Raw genomic sequence first — 16,523 nt, forward strand, 5'->3', positions numbered from 1 at the left:
GCGCTCGATGACTGGTGACCAGTACAAGTTCGTGTACGGCCCCGAGACGGTCTACGCCCGCGTGGTCTCGCTTATCGAGGAGCACCATGCCGAGAAGGACGGCGCGGTGCACCTGGACCTCGGCTGCGGGTTCGGGGCGATCGCCGAGCCGGTCCGCGACCTGGGGCTGACCTACGTCGGCGCCGACCTCGCCGACGCCGGGATCGCCGAGCTCAAGGGTCGGGGCTTCGAGGCCCACGAGGTCAACCTCGACGACACCGCCGGGTTGTTCGCGACGCTCGAGCGCATCCTCGCGGGCCGGCCCCTCGCGAGCATCTCCATCATCGACACCCTCGAGCACGTCCTGCACGGCCCGGCGGTCCTGGCGGCCCTCGGCGAGCTGAGCCGCGCCAACGGCGGCGCAGCGCTCATCCTCGGCGTGCCCAACGTCGCGCATCGTGACGTCGCCATCAAGCTGCTCCTGGGTCGGTGGGACTACACCGAGACGGGGCTGCTCGACCGGACCCACGTCGTGCACCACACGGAGGACCTGGTCGACCGGTGGACCAGGGCCGCCGGATGGCGCGAGGTCGGGGAGGCAGACTTCAACCTGCACCTGAGCGACCAGCACTTCCCGCCCGACAACGTCGCCCTCTCGGACTCCACCGAGCTCGGCGCGTTCCTGCGCAGCCTCACGCAGCGTGCCCACCCGCACTCCGAGACCAACCAGCTCGTCCGGGCCTACCTCCCCGGAGCCCCTCGCGGGTCAGCCTGGCCGGAACCGCATGAGGGCGAGGGCCCGTTCCTCTCCGTGATCATGCGCACCCAGGGACGCCGGCCCGAGGCCATGCGCGACGCGCTCATCTGCCTGATGGGCCAGACCAACCAGGACTTCGAGCTCATCGTGCTCCCGCACCGGGTCAGCTACGAGCGACAGCTCGTCGTGGAGCGGATGATCGACGACCTCCCGGAGGGACTGCGCTCGCGCAGCCGCGTCATCGCGGTCGACACGGGCGGTCGCTCGCGACCCCTCAACGTGGGAGTCGAGGCGGCCCGCGGCCAGTACGTCGCGATCCTCGACGACGACGACCTCGTGCTCGGTCACTGGGTCCAGACGTTTGCGACCATGGCGGCACGCAAGCCCGGGCGCCTGCTGCGTGCGGTGGCGGTGGAGCAGGACATCACGGAGCAGCCTGCGACGACCGGTGCTTCCGTCGGGCACCGCACCGTGTCGGCCGTCCGCAAGAACTTCGAGTCCACGTTCGACCTCTACGACCACTTCACCGAGAACCAGTCCCCACCCGTGTCGGTGGCGTTCCCCCGCAGCGTCTTCCGCGACCTCGGCGTGCGTTTCGACGAGGCGCTCAACGTCCTCGAGGACTGGGACGTGCTGCTCCAGACCGCGCTGGTCGCGGGGGTGGCCCAGTCGCCTCACGTCACGAGCGTGTACCGACGCTGGCTCGTCGGCGAGGCCTCACACACGCTGCACGACGAGCGCGAGTGGAAGGCCACCGAGGACGCCATCGTCTATCGGCTGGACCGGGGCCTGCACGTGTTCCCGCCGGGGACGATCGCCCGGATCCGCGCGGCCAGGACCGGCGGATCCGAGTGGGACCCGACCGCTCATGCCTGGGTCCGCAAGCTGGAGGGCGACATCGCGGAGCTCCGGGGCGCCCTGCTGGCAGCCGAGCAGGATGCGGCCGACCTGCGGACCTCCCGCTCGTGGCGCGTGATGGCTCCGGTGCGAGCGTCGGGACGTGTGCTGCGCAAGCTCACGGGAGGCCAAGCAGCCCGCTGACGAGCCGCCCGCTGACGAGCCGCCCGCTGACGAGCCGCCCGCTGACGAGCCGCCCGCGGCTCCCCTCGCTCGACGACGACTAGCGACGAGCGACTACCGCCTACCGTGCGCGCAACGCGCGGAGCACCTTCTTGACCGGGGGCCCGACCGGCGTGCCGGCCAGGGCGACGCGGGACCGGTGCAGCCGCCGCGCGGCATACCCCTTCACCCGGACGCGGAAGGGTCGGTGGGTGAGGGCGAAGAACTCGAGGTCGCGCAGCCGCGTCGCCGACCCGGAGGCCAGGGCGACGGCCGAGGAGTCGAGGCCGTCGAGCACGCGGGTGCGCACCTCTCCCCAGCTCGCCTCCGGGAGCTCGGCGAACGAGTTCTCGGCGTGCGGCCACACCCGGTAGACCGCGGTGATCTCGGGCGAGGACGCAACGCCGAGCCGCAGGGCCGACCGCAGCAGCAGGTCCCAGTCCTCCAGCACGGGCAGCTCGGTGTCCCACCGCAGGTTCCAGACGTGCGCCTCGCGGCTCAGCGCCCACGAGTGGATGGGGGAGTGGTTGTCGACGAGGTGGCTCACCAGGTCGAACGTGCTCATCCAGCGTTTCTCGACCGGGGCGACCGCGCGGAACCCCGCAGGTGACTGTGGGAGGAGCTCCATGGCCTGGGCCACGGCGCAGGCGCGCAGCACCGTCGGTCGTCCGGCCGCGACGGCCAGCTCCCTGAAGGTCTGGACCCAGTGGCCCAGGACGAGGTCGTCGTCGTCGAGCGCCGCGAGGTAGGCGCCGCGGGCGCGGCGATGGCCCTCGACCAGACCGGCGGCGCGACCGCCGCCCAGCACCTCGACGGCCTGCACGCGGCCACGGAACTGCGCCGGAAGGCCCTGCACCAGCTCGAGCAGGCCCTGCCAGCCCTCGGGAGGCGGGTCGTGGGCCAGGACGAGCACCTCGAAGTCGTCGTCGGTCTGCCCCTGGAGGCACGCCAGGACGTCCACCAGGGTCTCCAGGCGCCGGGGAGTCGCCTGGGTGCGGACGAGGACGGACAGGAACGGCGCGCCGTCGTCGTGCCCTGGCCGGCTCCGGGCGGTCTCCGGGACGTAGGTGCGCACCAGCGGCTGACCCTCGCCGGGGAGGCCGACCTCGGAGCGCACCTGGTCGATCGCCGCGACGAGCCCTCCCGCGACGACGGAAGGCGCGCGGGGGGAGGGCTCCCGGTCCCAGGCGTACCCAGCGTGCGCCAGCCTGGCATCGACGTCTGCCACGGCCTCGCCGGCCCAGGACGGAGCCTGCCCCAGCAGGGCGGCGACGACCACGGACGTGGGCACGGGGTCTGCCGCGAGGACCACGATCACGGCCGGGTTGCTCGAGGCGGCCTCTGCCACCATGTCGGCGTCCGGCAGTCCGTCGGTGACGGACAGGACCACGGTGGGCGACTCGGTGTCATCGGCCCGCCACCCCTGGGGCGCGGTCGCAGGCAGCACCCCGAGCACCCGCGCTCGCGGATGACTGGCGTAGACCCCACCCAAGTTCTCCCACACGAGCAGCGATCCTCCCATGGCCCACCACGCCAGCCGACTACCGTTCGTCCGGAAAGGTGGTGGAGGCCCGGTGCAGGTGCGTCTGCTGTTGGAACAGACCCGCTCGCCCGTGCCGGGCGGGACCGGCAGGTATGCCGCCGAGCTGGCTCGCGCGCTGGCCCTCGCCTGCGCTCCGGAGGACGAGCTGGTGGGCGTGTTCGCGACGGCCGGGCCCGTCCCCGACCACCTCCAGCGCCACGAGACGATCGGGATCCCGGCAAAGGGTCTCGCGCGACTGTGGGAGCGCGGGGTCGGACCGCGCCTGCGAGGCGCTGGGGTCATCCACGCCCCCACCCTGCTCGTGCCGCCGACGGGGCGGTCCCATGCCCTGGTGGTGACCATCCACGACGTCGTGCCCTGGACCCATCCCGAGACGCTCACGGCCCGCGGGGTCGCCTTCCACCGGCGGATGGGCGCCCGGGCGGCCGCCGAGGCCGACGTCATCGTCACCCCGACGCAGGCCGTCGCCTCCAGGGTGGTCGAGCTCCTCGCGCCGACGGGTGAGGTGGTCGTGGTTCCTCTCGGGGTCACCCGCCTCGAGGGGGACGTGCAGCACGAGTCCGCTCCACCCGCCGACCCCGGGTACGTCCTGTTCGTCGGCACGGCCGAACCCCGCAAGGGGTTGGACGTGCTGCTCGCGGCGATGGCGCAGCCGGCCCTGGCCCAGGCCCGCCTCGTCGTGGTCGGCCCGCACGGATGGGGAGGCGTGGACGTCCCCTCGATGGCTGCCGGGCTGGGGGTGTCGGACCGTGTCCACGTGGCAGGCCGGGTGTCGGACGCGGACCTGCACCGCTGGTATGCCGGTGCGGCCGTGGTTGCCGTGCCGTCGCGCTCCGAGGGCTTCGGGCTGCCGGTCGTGGAGGCCATGGCGGCCGGGACCCCCGTGGTGACGAGCGACGATGCAGCCCTCGTGGAAGTGGGCGGTGGGGCCGCCGTCGTCGTCCCCGTCGGCGACCCGCAGGCCTTGGCGGAGGCGCTCGGGTCGGTGCTCGCCGACTCAGCGCTGGCCGTTGGCCTCTCCGCGCGTGGACTGGAGCGCAGCCGGCTGTTCGAGTGGCACGAGGTAGGTTCGCGGATGTGGCAGATCTACGCAGGGGCGATGTCCCGGAGGGGCGCGCGACCCGCGTGAAGGTGCTGATCGACGCCAGCGCCCTGCCCGCCCAGCGCGGGGGCGTGGGGCGTTACGTCGACGAGCTCATCGCGGGGCTCGCGTCGCTGGACGTCGAGGTGCTCGTGGCCTGCCAGCGACGGGACGCCGCCTCCTACGAGCACCTGGTCGGTCGCCACCGGACCCACGTCGTGCCGTCGTGGGCCCGGCATCCTGCTGCCCGGCTGGTCTGGGAGCAGGTGGGTCTGCCCCGCCTCGTCGCACGCCACCAGCCGGACGTCGTCCACTCTCCCCACTACACGCTGCCCCTCTTCCTCGGTCGCGCCCGCCCGGCGCGCGTGGTCACCCTCCACGACGCAACCTTTTTCAGCCACCCTGAGGTCCACGGCCCGGTCAAGCGCAGGTTCTTCCGGGCGTGGACTCGGGCGGCGACCCGCCTGGCCGACGCAGTGGTGGTGCCCAGCGCGGCGACCGCCGACGAGGTCGTCGCGCACACCGGCGCCGACCGCAGTCGCCTGGTGGTGATCCCCCACGGCGTGGATCTCGAGACGTTCCATCCGCCCACGACTGCCGAGATCGCGGAGGCGAGGGAGTGGCTGGGGCTCGGCTCCGCGGCATACATCGTCTTCCTCGGCACGATCGAGCCGAGGAAGAACGTCCCCGCCCTGCTTCGCGCCTACGTGCAGGCCTGCAGCGAGCGCCCGGAACCGCCCGTTCTCGTCCTCGCAGGAGCCGCAGGGTGGGAGACCACGCTCGATGGCGACCTGACCGCGGTGCCGCCGCCGCTGCGCGTGCTGCGCACCGGTTTCGTCCCCGACGGGATGGTGCACGCCGTGCTCGGCGGGGCCGAGGTGATGGCCTATCCGAGCCTCGGTGAGGGCTTCGGGTTGCCGGTGCTGGAGGCCATGGCGGCGGGTGTCGCCGTGCTCACGACCCGCGAGCTGGCCCTCCCCGAAGTCGGGGGAGAGGCGGTGGCGTACGCCGCTTCGCCCGATGCGGACGACATCGCTGACGCGCTCACCCGACTCCTGGACGATCCCGACCTGCGGGCCGCAATGCGCACTGATGGGGCATCTCGGGCCCTACAGTTCTCGTGGAGTCGCGCGGCCGCGCGGCACCTCGAGGCCTATGGGACGGCCTGTTCTTCACGACTGGCGCGATAGCAGAGGGGGCGCTCGTGAACACGATGACCAAGGTTCGGCTGCTCGTGGTGACGTACTCACCGGGGGTTTTCCTGGACGAGCTGCTCGACTCGTTGGCCGAGGCGACGCAACACCCGGTGCCCGTCACCCTGATCGACAACGGGTCCACTGACGGCTCGCCGGAACGCGCCCGAGGCCGCGGTGGTGTCCAGCTCGTCAGCTCTGGCGGCAACCTCGGCTACGGCCGGGCTGCCAACCTCGGTGCCGAGGGCAGGGACGAGGAATGGTTCATCATCGCCAACCCCGACGTGCGCTTCGAGCCGGAGTCGATCGACCGGTTGCTCGACGCCACGGAGCGCTGGCCCCGAGCAGGAGCGCTCGGGCCGGGCATCGTCACCGATGAAGGCCTGCTCTACCCGTCTGCTCGCCAGATCCCACGTCTGCACAACGGGGTCGGCCACGCCCTCCTGGGCTGGGCCTGGCCCAACAACCCCTGGACGGCGCGCTACCGGCGCGAGCGTCACGACCCTGTCGAGGGCCGGGTGGGTTGGCTCTCCGGGGCTTGTCTCCTCCTGCGCCGCGAGGCCTTCGAGGCGGTCGGGGGATTCGACTCCGCGTACTTCATGTACTTCGAGGACGTCGACCTGTGCGAACGACTCGCCGAGGCGGGCTGGGACGTCGTCTACGTGCCCGACTCGGTCGTGGTCCACCACGGCGGTCACGCGACCAACCGGGACCGCATGGGCATGTCCCGCGTTCACCACGCCAGCGCCTACCGGTACCTCGCCCGGCGGTACTCCTCCCCGCGCCAGCTACCCCTGCGGCTGATCATCCGACTGGGGCTGGCGCTACGCTACCTCGCGTCACGGCGGAGCAAGCGGGTGTTCCACGGCGCACCCCCCACCCGTCCGGCGGACTCGCTCCCAGACGTCGAACCCGCACTGATCGCAGAGCTCGATCACGGGACCCGGCCCGCCTCCACCACGTAGGAGAAATCGTGAAGGTCCTCGTCACCGGCGCCGCCGGTTTCATCGGCTCGAACTTCGTCATCAGGGCCCGCCAGGTCCGCCCCGACTGGCGGCTGACCGTCCTGGACTCGATGACGTATGCCGCGAACCTCACCTCGCTCGACCCCGTGGTCGGCGAGGTCGACGTGGTGAAGGGCTCGGTGACCGACGCCGACCTCGTGGACGAGCTGGTCGCCGCCCACGACCTCGTCATCCACTTCGCCGCGGACTCGCACAACGACAACTCCTTGGACGACCCGTGGCCGTTCATCGACACCAACATCATCGGCACCTACCAGCTCATCCAGGCGGTGCGTCGGCACGACAAGCGGATCCACCACATCTCCACCGACGAGGTCTACGGCGACCTCGAGCTCGACGACCCGGCCAAGTTCACCGAGACCACGCCGCTGAACCCCTCGAGCCCCTACTCGGCGTCGAAGGCCAGTGCCGACCTGCTGGTCCGCGCCTGGATCCGCTCCTTCGGGCTCAAGGCGACACTGTCGAACTGCTCGAACAACTACGGCCCGCGCCAGCACCCGGAGAAGTTCATCCCCCGGCAGATCACCGGGATCATCGACGGGGTGAAGCCCAAGCTCTACGGAGCCGGCGCCAACGTCCGCGACTGGATCCACGTCGACGACCACAACGACGCCGTGATCACCATCGTCGAGCAGGGCCGGCTCGGGGAGACCTACCTCATCGGGGCCGACGGCGAGATGAACAACAGGGACGTCGTGGCGCTGATCCTCGACCTCATGGGCAAGCCGGCCGACTGGTTCGACCACGTCCCGGACCGCCCGGGCCACGACCTGCGCTACGCGATCGACGCCACCAAGCTGCGGGCCGAGACCGACTGGCGGCCGGCCCACCCCGACGTCCGTTCGGGCCTCGAGGACACCATCGCCTGGTATCAGGACAACCAGGACTGGTGGCGCACGGCCAAGGTCGTCGCCGAGGCGCGGTACGACCGGCTCGGCCGCTGATGACCCGCTGGCTGGTGACCGGCGCGGGCGGCATGCTCGGCCTCGACCTGCAGGTGACGCTGGCGCTCGCCGGTGTCCCGGACGACGACGTCACCGCGCTCACCCGGTCCGACCTGGACATCACCGACGCCGATGCCGTGCGTGATGCCGTGCGGGGCCACGACGTCGTGGTGAACTGCGCGGCATACACGGCAGTTGACGACGCGGAAAGCCATGAAGGGCAAGCCTTTTCGGTCAACGCGGTGGGCGCGGCCAACGTCGCAGACGCGTGCCGAGCCGTCGGAGCGCGCCTCGTCCACATCTCGACGGACTATGTGTTCGCCGGCGACGCGACCGAGCCGTATGCCGAGGACGCACCTCTTGCGCCGCTGTCCGCCTACGGGCGGACCAAGGCCGCAGGGGAGTGGGCGGTGCAGGCGCGGTGCCCCCAGGCGTGGATCGTCCGGACGGCCTGGTTGTACGGCGCCGGGGGCCCGAACTTCGTGAAGACCATGGCGAGGCTGGCCGACCGGCACGACACCCTCGACGTCGTCGACGACCAGACCGGCCAGCCGACCTGGACGATGGACGTCGCCCAGGCGATCCTGCGGCTCGTGCACGAGTCGGCGCCGTTCGGCGTGTGGCACGCCACCAGCCAGGGAGAGACGACCAAGTTCGGACTCACCCAGGAGATCTTCCGTGGGCTCGGGCTGGACCCGGAGAGGGTGCGGCCGACGTCCAGCGACGCGTTCCCCCTCCCCGCACCGCGTCCCACCTACAGCGTGCTGGGGCACGACTCCTGGCGGATGGCACGCCTCGCACCCCTGCCGCCCTGGCAGGAGAGCCTCGCCGCGTCCTTGGCCGACGTCGTCGCAGACGCGGTGGCCCAGGAGCCGAAGGCCTAACGGAGCCGGCGAGCGCGACCCAGAGCCCTCGGCAGCGAGGCCAGCGCGCGACCCCAGCGTCGACAGTGGAGCAGCACGAGTCGCCCGCGGCCCAGGTCCGCTGCGAGGTGCGATCCGACGAGGTACTCGGGCGACGGGAGGAGGGCTCGACGGAGCACTCCCGGGCGTTCGCGCCAGGGCGAACGCCGCAGCTCCACGAGCCACATCGTCGATCGCCCGAACCCCTGCTGACGCGCTCGCCAGTCCGCCACCCGTGCTGAGTACCGTGGGCCGTCCGTCGCGACGACCGCACCCACGTGCCCGAGGAACGAATCTGCGGAGTCCGACGAACCCGTTGCGGCCGCCAGGTCTGCCAGCTGCGCGAGCAGGTCAGGTGGCCAGCCGGCCACGGTCGCCTCCAGGTGGGCCAGGTCCTGCTGGCTCGTCACCTTGCCCGGGTCTCGCAGCGCGTGGAGCGCGACGACCAGGGCCTGCCCCTGCACCGAGGGGCTGGGCACCGAGCGGCCTGCGACGTCCACCGTGGTGCTGGTGTCCCACAGCGCCTCGAACACCTCGGCCTCCGGCGCCAGGAACCCCGGAAAGGAGAAGTGCACGTCCAGGTCGCACGGCCAGTCCGGGTGGATGAAGTGCGCGGAGTGTTCAAACGCCAGGTCGGCCGCGCGACGCAGTCCCGTGGCCGCGATGCGTCGCTGCCACCCGGACCCTTCCAGGGCGGCGCACAGGGCGACGAACCCGGCCCGGTCGGCGAGGACGTCCACGTCGGTGGAGGCTCGGTCAGGCCGGGCGCCCAGTGCAACGGCCGTCGGCCCCTTGATGAAGAGAACCCGGGCACCCACCTGGTCGGCAAGGCGCGCCACGAGGGCGTGCGCGAGCAGCACGCCCTCGGTCATCGACAGCGTGGACTCCGGCACCCCGTCAGTATGCGGCTGCCGCGGATCAGGGTGCCCCGTTTCAGCTCCCCCTCCGCCGTTCGTGCCACAGGACTCTCGCTAAGGTCGGTCCATGCTCGCCGTCTACGCTGCCCGCCAGTCCGCCGACGACCCGCTGTCCGGCCTCGAGGTCGGCGAGCGGCCCGACCCGCAGCCGCGCGAGGGGTGGACGACCGTCACGCTCCGGGCCGCCGGCCTGAACCACCACGACGTCTGGTCGCTGCGCGGCGTCGGGCTGTCCGCGGACCGCCTCCCGATGATCCTCGGTTGCGATGGCGCCGGGATCGACGAGGAGGGCAACGAGGTCATCGTCCACGCGGTCGTGCCCAGCGACGGGTGGCGGGGCGACGAGACGCTCGACCCGCGCCGCACCCTCCTCTCCGAGCTGCACGACGGGACCCTCGCGGAGAAGGTCGCCGTCCCGACCTCGAACCTCGTCGCGAAGCCTGCGGACCTGCCGTGGACGCACGCCGCGTGCCTCTCGACGGCCTGGCTCACGGCATACCGGATGCTCTTCAGCAATGCGGGGCTCACGCCCGGTGCGACCGTCCTGGTCCAGGGAGCCGGCGGCGGGGTGGCCACTGCCCTGGTCCAGCTCGGTGCTGCGGCGGGTTACCGGATGTGGGTCACCAGCCGCGACGAGGAGAAGGGGCGGCTGGCGGTGGGGATCGGTGCGGACCGCGCCTTCGGGAACGGCGAACGGCTCCCCGACCGGGTCGACGCCGTCATGGAGACCGTCGGCGCCGCCACCTGGTCGCACTCCGTGAACTCGCTCAAGCCGGGCGGGACGATCGTCATCTCCGGCGCCACGTCAGGCGATGCCCCGAGCAAGGCCGAGCTGACCAAGATCTACTTCAAGCAGCTGCGGGTCGTCGGGTCGACCATGGGGACGCGCACCGAGCTCGAACGGCTCACGCAGCTCGTGGTGCAGCAGCGGATCGAGCCGGTGATCGACACGACCCTGCCACTCGACCGGGCGCGGGAGGGCTTCGCCAAGATGGCGGCCGGCGACGTGTTCGGCAAGGTCGTCTTCACCGTCGGATCCTGACGGAGCACCTCCCTGAGAGGGGCCTGAGGCCGATTAGGGATCTGGCCGACACAGGCGTATCAAGGGGAGATGGAACAGTTCCCCTCTTCACCGGACGACATCATCGACTCGAGGTGGACACACAATCCAAAGGCGGTGGCCCCGGTCCCGCACGGTCACACCCGCCGCAACCCTCCGGGGCCCGACCTCGACGCCGAGATGCGGGCTGTCGTCAACCCGTGGCTCATCGGTGACCGCAGCGCGATCGAGACGCTGGCCCAGCTGCGCGCCCTGGCGGACCGGCACCTCTAGGACTCGTCAGCTCGGCGAGATCTGCAGCCAGTCGTACCAGCCGTTGTGCAGCACCAGCCACGCGATGAGGCCGTATCCCGCCTGTCCCGGGTGGTGGGCGATCCGGCTCGCCGCCAGGTCGCTCTGCCACTGCTCGTGACCGAGCAGCGGACGGAAACAGTCCACGAACGGCACCCCACGGCGGGCGCAGACATCGGCCTGCGCCTCCACGAGCACGTCGAGCTTGGCGTTGATCTCGGAGTCGTCGGTCGGCGTCGGGCTCGCCACGAACGTCCCGATACCTGCGCTGGCCGCGTCGTCGAGGATGTTTGCGAGGTTGAGGCGGTGGCGGGCCAGGGTCACGCCGGTGGCCGCGTCGTTGCCGCCGACCGAGACGACCAGCCGCTTCTCGGCGCGTCCCGCCCAGCGGGGCGCGCACTCCGCCTTCCAGCGGGCCAGCACGTCAGCCGTGGTGTCGCCCCGCACCCCCAGGTTGTAGGCCGTGAGCTCGAGGTCGGGGTGGTGCGTCCGACCGGCCACCCGGGAGACCCAGCCCTGTCCCTTGGGGTCACCCACTCCGACGACGAGCGAGTCGCCGACGAAGACGATCCCCACGTCGCGGGGACCGTCGGAGGCAACCTGGAACTCGGCGCTCGGGGTGAAGGTGGGGTCGCTCACGCGTCAGTCCTCGTCGTCGTCGAGCCGGGCCAGCCAGGTGGCCAGGCGCTCGACGGGGGTCTCGAAATCGGGATTCAGGTCCACGAAGGTCCGCAGCTGGTCGGCCAACCACTCGAAGGAGACCTCTTCTTCCCCTCGGCGAGCGACCAGCTCCTCGATGCCGCGATCCGTGAAGTACACGACTGCAAGGTTAACGGGGGTATGCCGCGTGGCTGAGCCAGCCACGCGGCATACCCGGCGCAGTGTGGCGCGGTTGTGCGCGGACGACCACGGTCGGCGACGCGGATCGGACGCCCTGCGGAGGATGCGCCTGGCAGGGGACCGGCGCGGCGACCCTGGTCGTCCGCCGACGAGGCTGTGGACAGAGTCGGGGGCGAGCGTCGCGGTCGGGCCAGACTCGCAGCGTGAACGCAGTGGAGGCGCTGGGCCGACTGGGGGGCGCCGCCACCCGGGCCGAGGTCATCGCGGCGAGTGACCGGCGGTCCTTCGAGAACGCCCTGCGTGCCGGGTTGGTCGAGCGGGTGGCCCGGGGCCGCTACGCCCTTCCGACGGCAACGAGTGCGCGGCGGATGGCAGTGCAGCTCCGAGGCACCTCCGTCCTGCTGAGCGCCGCGGCACACCATGGTTGGGCGCTCAAGTGGCAACCCCGGGCACCTCAGATCGCGGTCGGGCGCGGTCGCAAGCTCACCGCCGACCAACGTGGGTCGGCGCAGGTGACGTGGGTGAACCTGCCTGATGCCGACGTCGATGGACTGGTGACCGGGCCAGTGCGGACCGTGATCGACTGCGCGGCGCGGCTGCCGTTCGACGAGGGGCTCGCCGTCGCCGACTCCGCGCTGCGCGACGGCACGGTGACCAGGGCCGAGCTCGCTCGGGCAGTGGCGGCACTCCCCGCCCGCGGGCCTCGCCGCAAGGTGGCGCGGGTGGTGGAGCTGGCGGATCCCCGAGCAGCAAACCCGTTCGAGTCGGTGTTGAGGGCGATCGCGCTCGAGGTCCCCGGGCTCTCGGTCGTGCCGCAGGTCCGCATCGACCGCAACGGGCGCTGGGTGGGCCGGGTCGACCTCGCGGACGTCAGCCTGAAGATCGTGCTCGAGGCGGACAGCTTCGAGTTCCACGGGGAGGGCGAGCTGTTCGAGAAGGACTGCGTGCGGTACGACGAGCTGGTGGCCGACGGGTGGCTGGTGCTGCGATTCCCTTGGACGCGGGTGATGACCAGGCCGGCGTGGGTGGCGGAGATGATCGCGGCCGCTGTGGCCATCCGGCGCGAGGAGCTGGCCCTGCGCGAAGAACTCCACCGGGCTCGCCTGCGTGTGGCCGCGTGACCTCGTGGCAGGACGACCGTGGTCAGGGGCGGCTCGACGAGGGTGTGCTCAGGGCGGCGCGATCACCCGACCGGGGCGCGGACCGTGGTCGTCCGCCCACGACCGCCAGGCCACAGACGCAGGTATGCCGCGTGGCTGGGCCAGCCACGCGGCATACCTGGTGGAGTCCGTGCGTGAGACTGCCTGGACTCTGGTGTTCTATCTCGCGAAGGCGGACGTGATGAGCTCGGACTGCTGCTCGGCGTGCCGCTTGCTCGAGCCGGTGGCCGGTGAGGCCGAAGCCTTGCGCGAGACCACCCGCAGCAGGCGGGTCTCGCCGAGTCCGGCGAGGGCCTGCGGCAGGTTGAGCGCGATGAACGGCCAGGCGCCCTGGTTGTTGGGCTCGTCCTGCACCCAGAGCACGTCGGCAGCGGGGTACTTCGCGAGCTCGGCCGCGATCTCCTTGGCCGGCAACGGAGCCAGCTGCTCGACCCGCACGATGGCGGTGGTGGTGTCACCCGCCTTCTCACGGGCGGCCTCGAGGTCGTAGACGACCTTGCCGCTGGCGAGCAGGACTCGGGTGACGGCGGCGGTGTCGAACGACGCGCGGTCGGGAATCACCGGACGGAAGGTGCCGTCGGTGAAGTCGGCCGGCATGCTGCTCGCCGCCTTGAGCCGCAGCATCGACTTCGGGGTGAAGACGATGAGCGGACGACGCGGACGGGCATAGGCCTGTCGGCGCAGCAGGTGGAAGTAGCTCGCGGGCGTCGACGGGTAGGCCACCGTCATGTTGTCCTCGGCGCACATCTGCAGGAAGCGCTCGATGCGGGCGGAGGAGTGGTCGGGGCCCTGGCCCTCGTAGCCGTGGGGGAGCAGCAGCACGACGGACGAGCGCTGGCCCCACTTCTGCTCGGAGGACGAGATGAACTCGTCGATGATGGTCTGGGCGCCGTTGAGGAAGTCGCCGAACTGCGCCTCCCACAGGACGAGGGCGTCGGGACGCTCGACGGAGTAGCCGTACTCGAACCCCATCGCCGCGAACTCGGACAGCAGCGAGTCGTAGACCCAGAACCGGGCCTGACCCTCGCCGAGGTAGAGCAGCGGGGTCCACTCCTCGGCGGTGTTCTTGTCGATGAGGACCGCGTGGCGCTGGACGAAGGTGCCGCGCCGGCTGTCCTGACCGGCGAGACGCACCGGCGTGCCCTCCATGAGCAGCGACCCGAAGGCCAGCAGCTCACCGGTCGCCCAGTCGATGCCACCGTCGCGGGTCGACTGCGCGCGCTTCTCCATGGCCTGGAGCAGCTTGGGGTGCACCGTGAAGCCCTGCGGCGGGTTCACGAAGGCGTCACCGATGTGGTGGAGCTGGTCCGCCGGGATGGCCGTCTGGTCGGCCGAGCGGGTGGCCTGGTCGGTGGCCTGCGCGGTCGGCGGCTCGAGGCCGGAGTGGCCCTCGGCGTCGGTGCCGGCGAGCGTGGCATCGGTGGAGTCGGCCGTGGCGGCCTCCTTGAGAGCGGCCTTGGTCTCGACGAACACCCTCTCGAGCTGCTGCTGGTAGTCGCGCAGCGCGGCCTCGGCCTCCTCCTGCCCGATGTCGCCGCGGCCGATGAGGGCCTCGGTGTAGAGCTTGCGGACCGAGCGCTTGGCCTCGATGAGGTTGTACATCAACGGCTGGGTCATCGAGGGGTCGTCTCCCTCGTTGTGACCGCGGCGGCGGTAGCACACCATGTCGATGACGACGTCCTTGTTGAACTCCTGCCGGAACTCGTAGGCGAGCTCGGCCACCCGGACACAGGCCTCGGGGTCGTCGCCGTTCACGTGGAAGATCGGAGCCTGGATCATCCGGGCCACGTCGGTCGAGTACGTGCTCGACCGGGACGCGCTCGGCGACGTCGTGAAGCCGACCTGGTTGTTGATGACCACGTGGATGGTGCCGCCGGTGCGGTAGCCCCGCAGCTGGGACAGGTTGAGCGTCTCGGCGACGACCCCCTGCCCGGCGAACGCCGCGTCGCCGTGCAGCAGCAGCGGCAGCACCGTGAAGTCCTCACCGGCGAGGTCGAGCCGGTCCTGCTTGGCCCGGGTGATGCCCTCGAGGACCGGGTTGACGGCCTCGAGGTGGGAGGGGTTGGCGGCGAGGTAGACCTTGGTCTTGTTGCCGTCCTCGGCGACGAACTCGCCCTCGGTGCCCAGGTGGTACTTCACGTCGCCGGAGCCCTGCACGGACTTGGGGTCCTGCTTGCCCTCGAACTCGCGGAAGATCTGGCCGTAGGACTTGCCCGCGATGTTGGCGAGCACGTTGAGGCGCCCACGGTGCGGCATACCGATGCAGACCTCGTCCATGGCGTCCGCGGCAGCCCGGCACAGGATGCGGTCGAGCAGCGCGATGACCGACTCGCCGCCCTCGAGGCTGAACCGCTTCTGGCCGACGAACTTGGTCTGCAGGAACGTCTCGAACGCCTCGGCGGCGTTGAGCCGGCGCAGGATGCGCAGCTGCTCGTCGGGGCCCGGCTTCGCGTAGCCGACCTCGATCTTGTCCTGCAGCCAGCGGCGCTGCTCGGGGTCCTGGATGTGCATGTACTCCGTGCCGATGGTGCGGCAGTAGGAGTCCCTCAGGATGCCCAGGATCTTGCGCAGCCGCAGCATCGGCGCACCGCCGAAGCCGCCGGTGGCGAAGTCGCGCTCGAGGTCCCACAGCGTCAGGCCGTGGCTGGTGACGTCGAGGTCGGGGTGACGGCGCTGGCGGTACTCCAACGGGTCGGTGTCGGCCATCAGGTGGCCCCGCACGCGGTAGGCGTGGATGAGCTCCTGCACGCGCGCGGTCTTGTTGACGTCGTCGTCGTGGTGGGTCGAGATGTCCTGGACCCAGCGCACCGGCTCGTAGGGCAGCCGCAGGCTCTCGAAGATCTCGTCGTAGAAGCCGTTCTCGCCGAGCAGCAGCTGGTGCACGATCCGCAGGAAGTCGCCGGACTGCGCGCCCTGGATGATGCGGTGGTCGTAGGTGCTGGTCAGCGTGATGATCTTGGAGACGGCGTTGCGGTTGATGGTCTCCTGGCTCGCGCCCTGCCACTCGGCGGGGTACTCGAGCGCACCGACACCGATGATCGCGCCCTGACCGGCCATCAGGCGCGGGACCGAGTGGACGGTGCCGATGGTGCCGGGGTTGGTGAGGGTCAGCGTGGTGCCCTGGAAGTCCTCGACCGTGAGCTTGCTGCCCCGGGCCTTGCGGACGATGTCCTCGTAGGCGGTCCAGAAGTGCGCGAAGTCCATCGACTCGGCGGACTTGATGGAGGGGACCAGCAGCTGGCGCGTGCCGTCGGGCTTGGCCATGTCGATGGCGAGGCCGAGGTTGACGTGGCCCGGGACGACGAGCGCCGGCTTGCCGTTCTCCTCGGTGAACCCGTTGTTCATCTCGGGCATGTGGCCCAGCGCCTTGACCAGGGCGTAGCCGATGAGGTGGGTGAACGACACCTTGCCCCCGCGCGAGCGCTGCAGGTGGTTGTTGATGACGACGCGGTTGTCGATGAGCAGCTTGGCGGGCACGGCACGGACGCTCGTGGCGGTCGGGACCGTCAGCGAGGTCTCCATGTTGGTGACCGTGCGGGCGCTGGCGCCGCGCAACGGCCTGACCTCGTCCTGGTTGGTCGCCTTGGTCGCCTTGGGGGCCTCCGGCTCGCGGGGCTTGGGCGCCTCCTTCGTCGTGTCGACGGTGGCGGGGGCCTCGGCCCGGGCCGCGGGGGCGCGTGCGGGAGCCGGCGCGGTGGGCGCGGGCGTGGCCGCAGGAGCGGCGGCAGCGGCGGGAGCCTGGGCGGCGGGCGCAGCGGGCGCGGCGGGAGCC

The 16,523-nt window shown here is 71.3% G+C and carries 14 protein-coding genes; 9 read left to right on the forward strand and 5 right to left on the reverse strand.

All coding sequences use genetic code 11. From position 1 onward, the window contains the following. Window positions 1-7 precede the first annotated feature (7 nt). Window positions 8-1,777, forward strand: a complete 1,770-nt coding sequence (locus tag AC1DXJ_RS16760) for a methyltransferase domain-containing protein (protein WP_477615979.1) — start codon at window positions 8-10, stop codon at window positions 1,775-1,777. 100 nt (window positions 1,778-1,877) lie between these two features. On the opposite strand, the gene AC1DXJ_RS16765 is transcribed toward AC1DXJ_RS16760, so the two are convergent. Further along, window positions 1,878-3,317, reverse strand: coding sequence for a glycosyltransferase (locus AC1DXJ_RS16765; RefSeq protein WP_477637508.1), 1,440 nt, complete (start codon window positions 3,315-3,317; stop codon window positions 1,878-1,880). 52 nt (window positions 3,318-3,369) lie between these two features. On the opposite strand from AC1DXJ_RS16765, the gene AC1DXJ_RS16770 reads away from it, so the two are divergent. Genes AC1DXJ_RS16770 through rfbD form a run of 5 tightly spaced genes read left to right on the forward strand, consistent with a single transcriptional unit; the run spans window position 3,370 to window position 8,465 of the window. Beyond that, the gene (locus tag AC1DXJ_RS16770) at window positions 3,370-4,467 is read left to right on the forward strand and encodes a glycosyltransferase family 4 protein (protein ID WP_477615981.1); all 1,098 of its coding nucleotides are present in this window, start codon (window positions 3,370-3,372) and stop codon (window positions 4,465-4,467) included. Then, the gene (locus AC1DXJ_RS16775) at window positions 4,464-5,609 is read left to right on the forward strand and encodes a glycosyltransferase family 4 protein (RefSeq protein ID WP_477615982.1); all 1,146 of its coding nucleotides are present in this window, start codon (window positions 4,464-4,466) and stop codon (window positions 5,607-5,609) included. The genes AC1DXJ_RS16770 and AC1DXJ_RS16775 overlap by 4 nt, the downstream gene beginning before the upstream one ends. A 23-nt stretch (window positions 5,610-5,632) precedes the next feature. Continuing rightward, window positions 5,633-6,577 carry a glycosyltransferase family 2 protein gene (locus AC1DXJ_RS16780; protein ID WP_477615996.1) on the forward strand — a complete coding sequence of 315 codons (945 nt, stop codon included), beginning with the start codon at window positions 5,633-5,635 and terminating at the stop codon, window positions 6,575-6,577. 8 nt (window positions 6,578-6,585) lie between these two features. Beyond that, entirely contained in the window at window positions 6,586-7,581 is a 996-nt protein-coding gene (gene rfbB, locus AC1DXJ_RS16785; RefSeq protein ID WP_477615983.1) for a dTDP-glucose 4,6-dehydratase, read from the forward strand. Beyond that, the gene (gene rfbD, locus AC1DXJ_RS16790; protein WP_477615984.1) at window positions 7,581-8,465 is read left to right on the forward strand and encodes a dTDP-4-dehydrorhamnose reductase; all 885 of its coding nucleotides are present in this window, start codon (window positions 7,581-7,583) and stop codon (window positions 8,463-8,465) included. Before rfbB ends, rfbD begins: the two co-directional genes overlap by 1 nt. Here rfbD and AC1DXJ_RS16795 read toward each other — a convergent pair. Continuing rightward, on the reverse strand, window positions 8,462-9,376 hold the full coding sequence (locus AC1DXJ_RS16795) for a nucleotidyltransferase family protein (protein ID WP_477615985.1): 915 nt from the start codon (window positions 9,374-9,376) through the stop codon (window positions 8,462-8,464). The genes rfbD and AC1DXJ_RS16795 overlap by 4 nt on opposite strands. Window positions 9,377-9,467: 91 nt before the next feature. Here AC1DXJ_RS16795 and AC1DXJ_RS16800 point away from each other — a divergent pair, with 91 nt between their 5' ends. Together AC1DXJ_RS16800 and AC1DXJ_RS16805 are read left to right on the forward strand one after the other, a co-directional pair. Beyond that, entirely contained in the window at window positions 9,468-10,442 is a 975-nt protein-coding gene (locus tag AC1DXJ_RS16800) for a zinc-binding dehydrogenase (protein WP_477615986.1), read from the forward strand. Between the two features lie 69 nt (window positions 10,443-10,511). Then, window positions 10,512-10,733, forward strand: a complete 222-nt coding sequence (locus AC1DXJ_RS16805) for a hypothetical protein (protein ID WP_477615987.1) — start codon at window positions 10,512-10,514, stop codon at window positions 10,731-10,733. 6 nt (window positions 10,734-10,739) lie between these two features. Here AC1DXJ_RS16805 and AC1DXJ_RS16810 read toward each other — a convergent pair whose 3' ends face one another. Together AC1DXJ_RS16810 and AC1DXJ_RS16815 are read right to left on the reverse strand one after the other, a co-directional pair. Next, on the reverse strand, window positions 10,740-11,390 hold the full coding sequence (locus tag AC1DXJ_RS16810; protein ID WP_477615988.1) for a GDSL-type esterase/lipase family protein: 651 nt from the start codon (window positions 11,388-11,390) through the stop codon (window positions 10,740-10,742). A gap of 3 nt (window positions 11,391-11,393) precedes the next feature. After that, complete coding sequence (locus tag AC1DXJ_RS16815) at window positions 11,394-11,570, reverse strand: DUF6104 family protein (protein WP_140741227.1); 177 nt, start codon at window positions 11,568-11,570, stop codon at window positions 11,394-11,396. Between the two features lie 224 nt (window positions 11,571-11,794). Here AC1DXJ_RS16815 and AC1DXJ_RS16820 point away from each other — a divergent pair, with 224 nt between their 5' ends. Further along, window positions 11,795-12,712, forward strand: a complete 918-nt coding sequence (locus AC1DXJ_RS16820; protein WP_477615989.1) for a DUF559 domain-containing protein — start codon at window positions 11,795-11,797, stop codon at window positions 12,710-12,712. Between the two features lie 198 nt (window positions 12,713-12,910). Here AC1DXJ_RS16820 and AC1DXJ_RS16825 read toward each other — a convergent pair. Further along, on the reverse strand, window positions 12,911-16,523 hold a 3,613-nt coding region (locus AC1DXJ_RS16825; RefSeq protein ID WP_477637509.1), incomplete at its 5' end, for a multifunctional oxoglutarate decarboxylase/oxoglutarate dehydrogenase thiamine pyrophosphate-binding subunit/dihydrolipoyllysine-residue succinyltransferase subunit.

This window comes from Pedococcus sp. P2_D9, assembly GCF_056404275.1.

Excerpts from the sequence above, each read along its gene's own strand:
- AC1DXJ_RS16760 (WP_477615979.1), top strand. The coding sequence starts at position 8 with ATGACTGGTGACCAGTACAAGTTCGTGTACGGCCCCGAGACGGTCTAC.
- AC1DXJ_RS16765 (WP_477637508.1), bottom strand. The coding sequence starts at position 3,317 with ATGGGAGGATCGCTGCTCGTGTGGGAGAACTTGGGTGGGGTCTACGCC.
- AC1DXJ_RS16780 (WP_477615996.1), top strand. The coding sequence starts at position 5,633 with ATGACCAAGGTTCGGCTGCTCGTGGTGACGTACTCACCGGGGGTTTTC.
- rfbD (WP_477615984.1), top strand. The coding sequence starts at position 7,581 with ATGACCCGCTGGCTGGTGACCGGCGCGGGCGGCATGCTCGGCCTCGAC.
- AC1DXJ_RS16800 (WP_477615986.1), top strand. The coding sequence starts at position 9,468 with ATGCTCGCCGTCTACGCTGCCCGCCAGTCCGCCGACGACCCGCTGTCC.
- AC1DXJ_RS16805 (WP_477615987.1), top strand. The coding sequence starts at position 10,512 with ATGGAACAGTTCCCCTCTTCACCGGACGACATCATCGACTCGAGGTGG.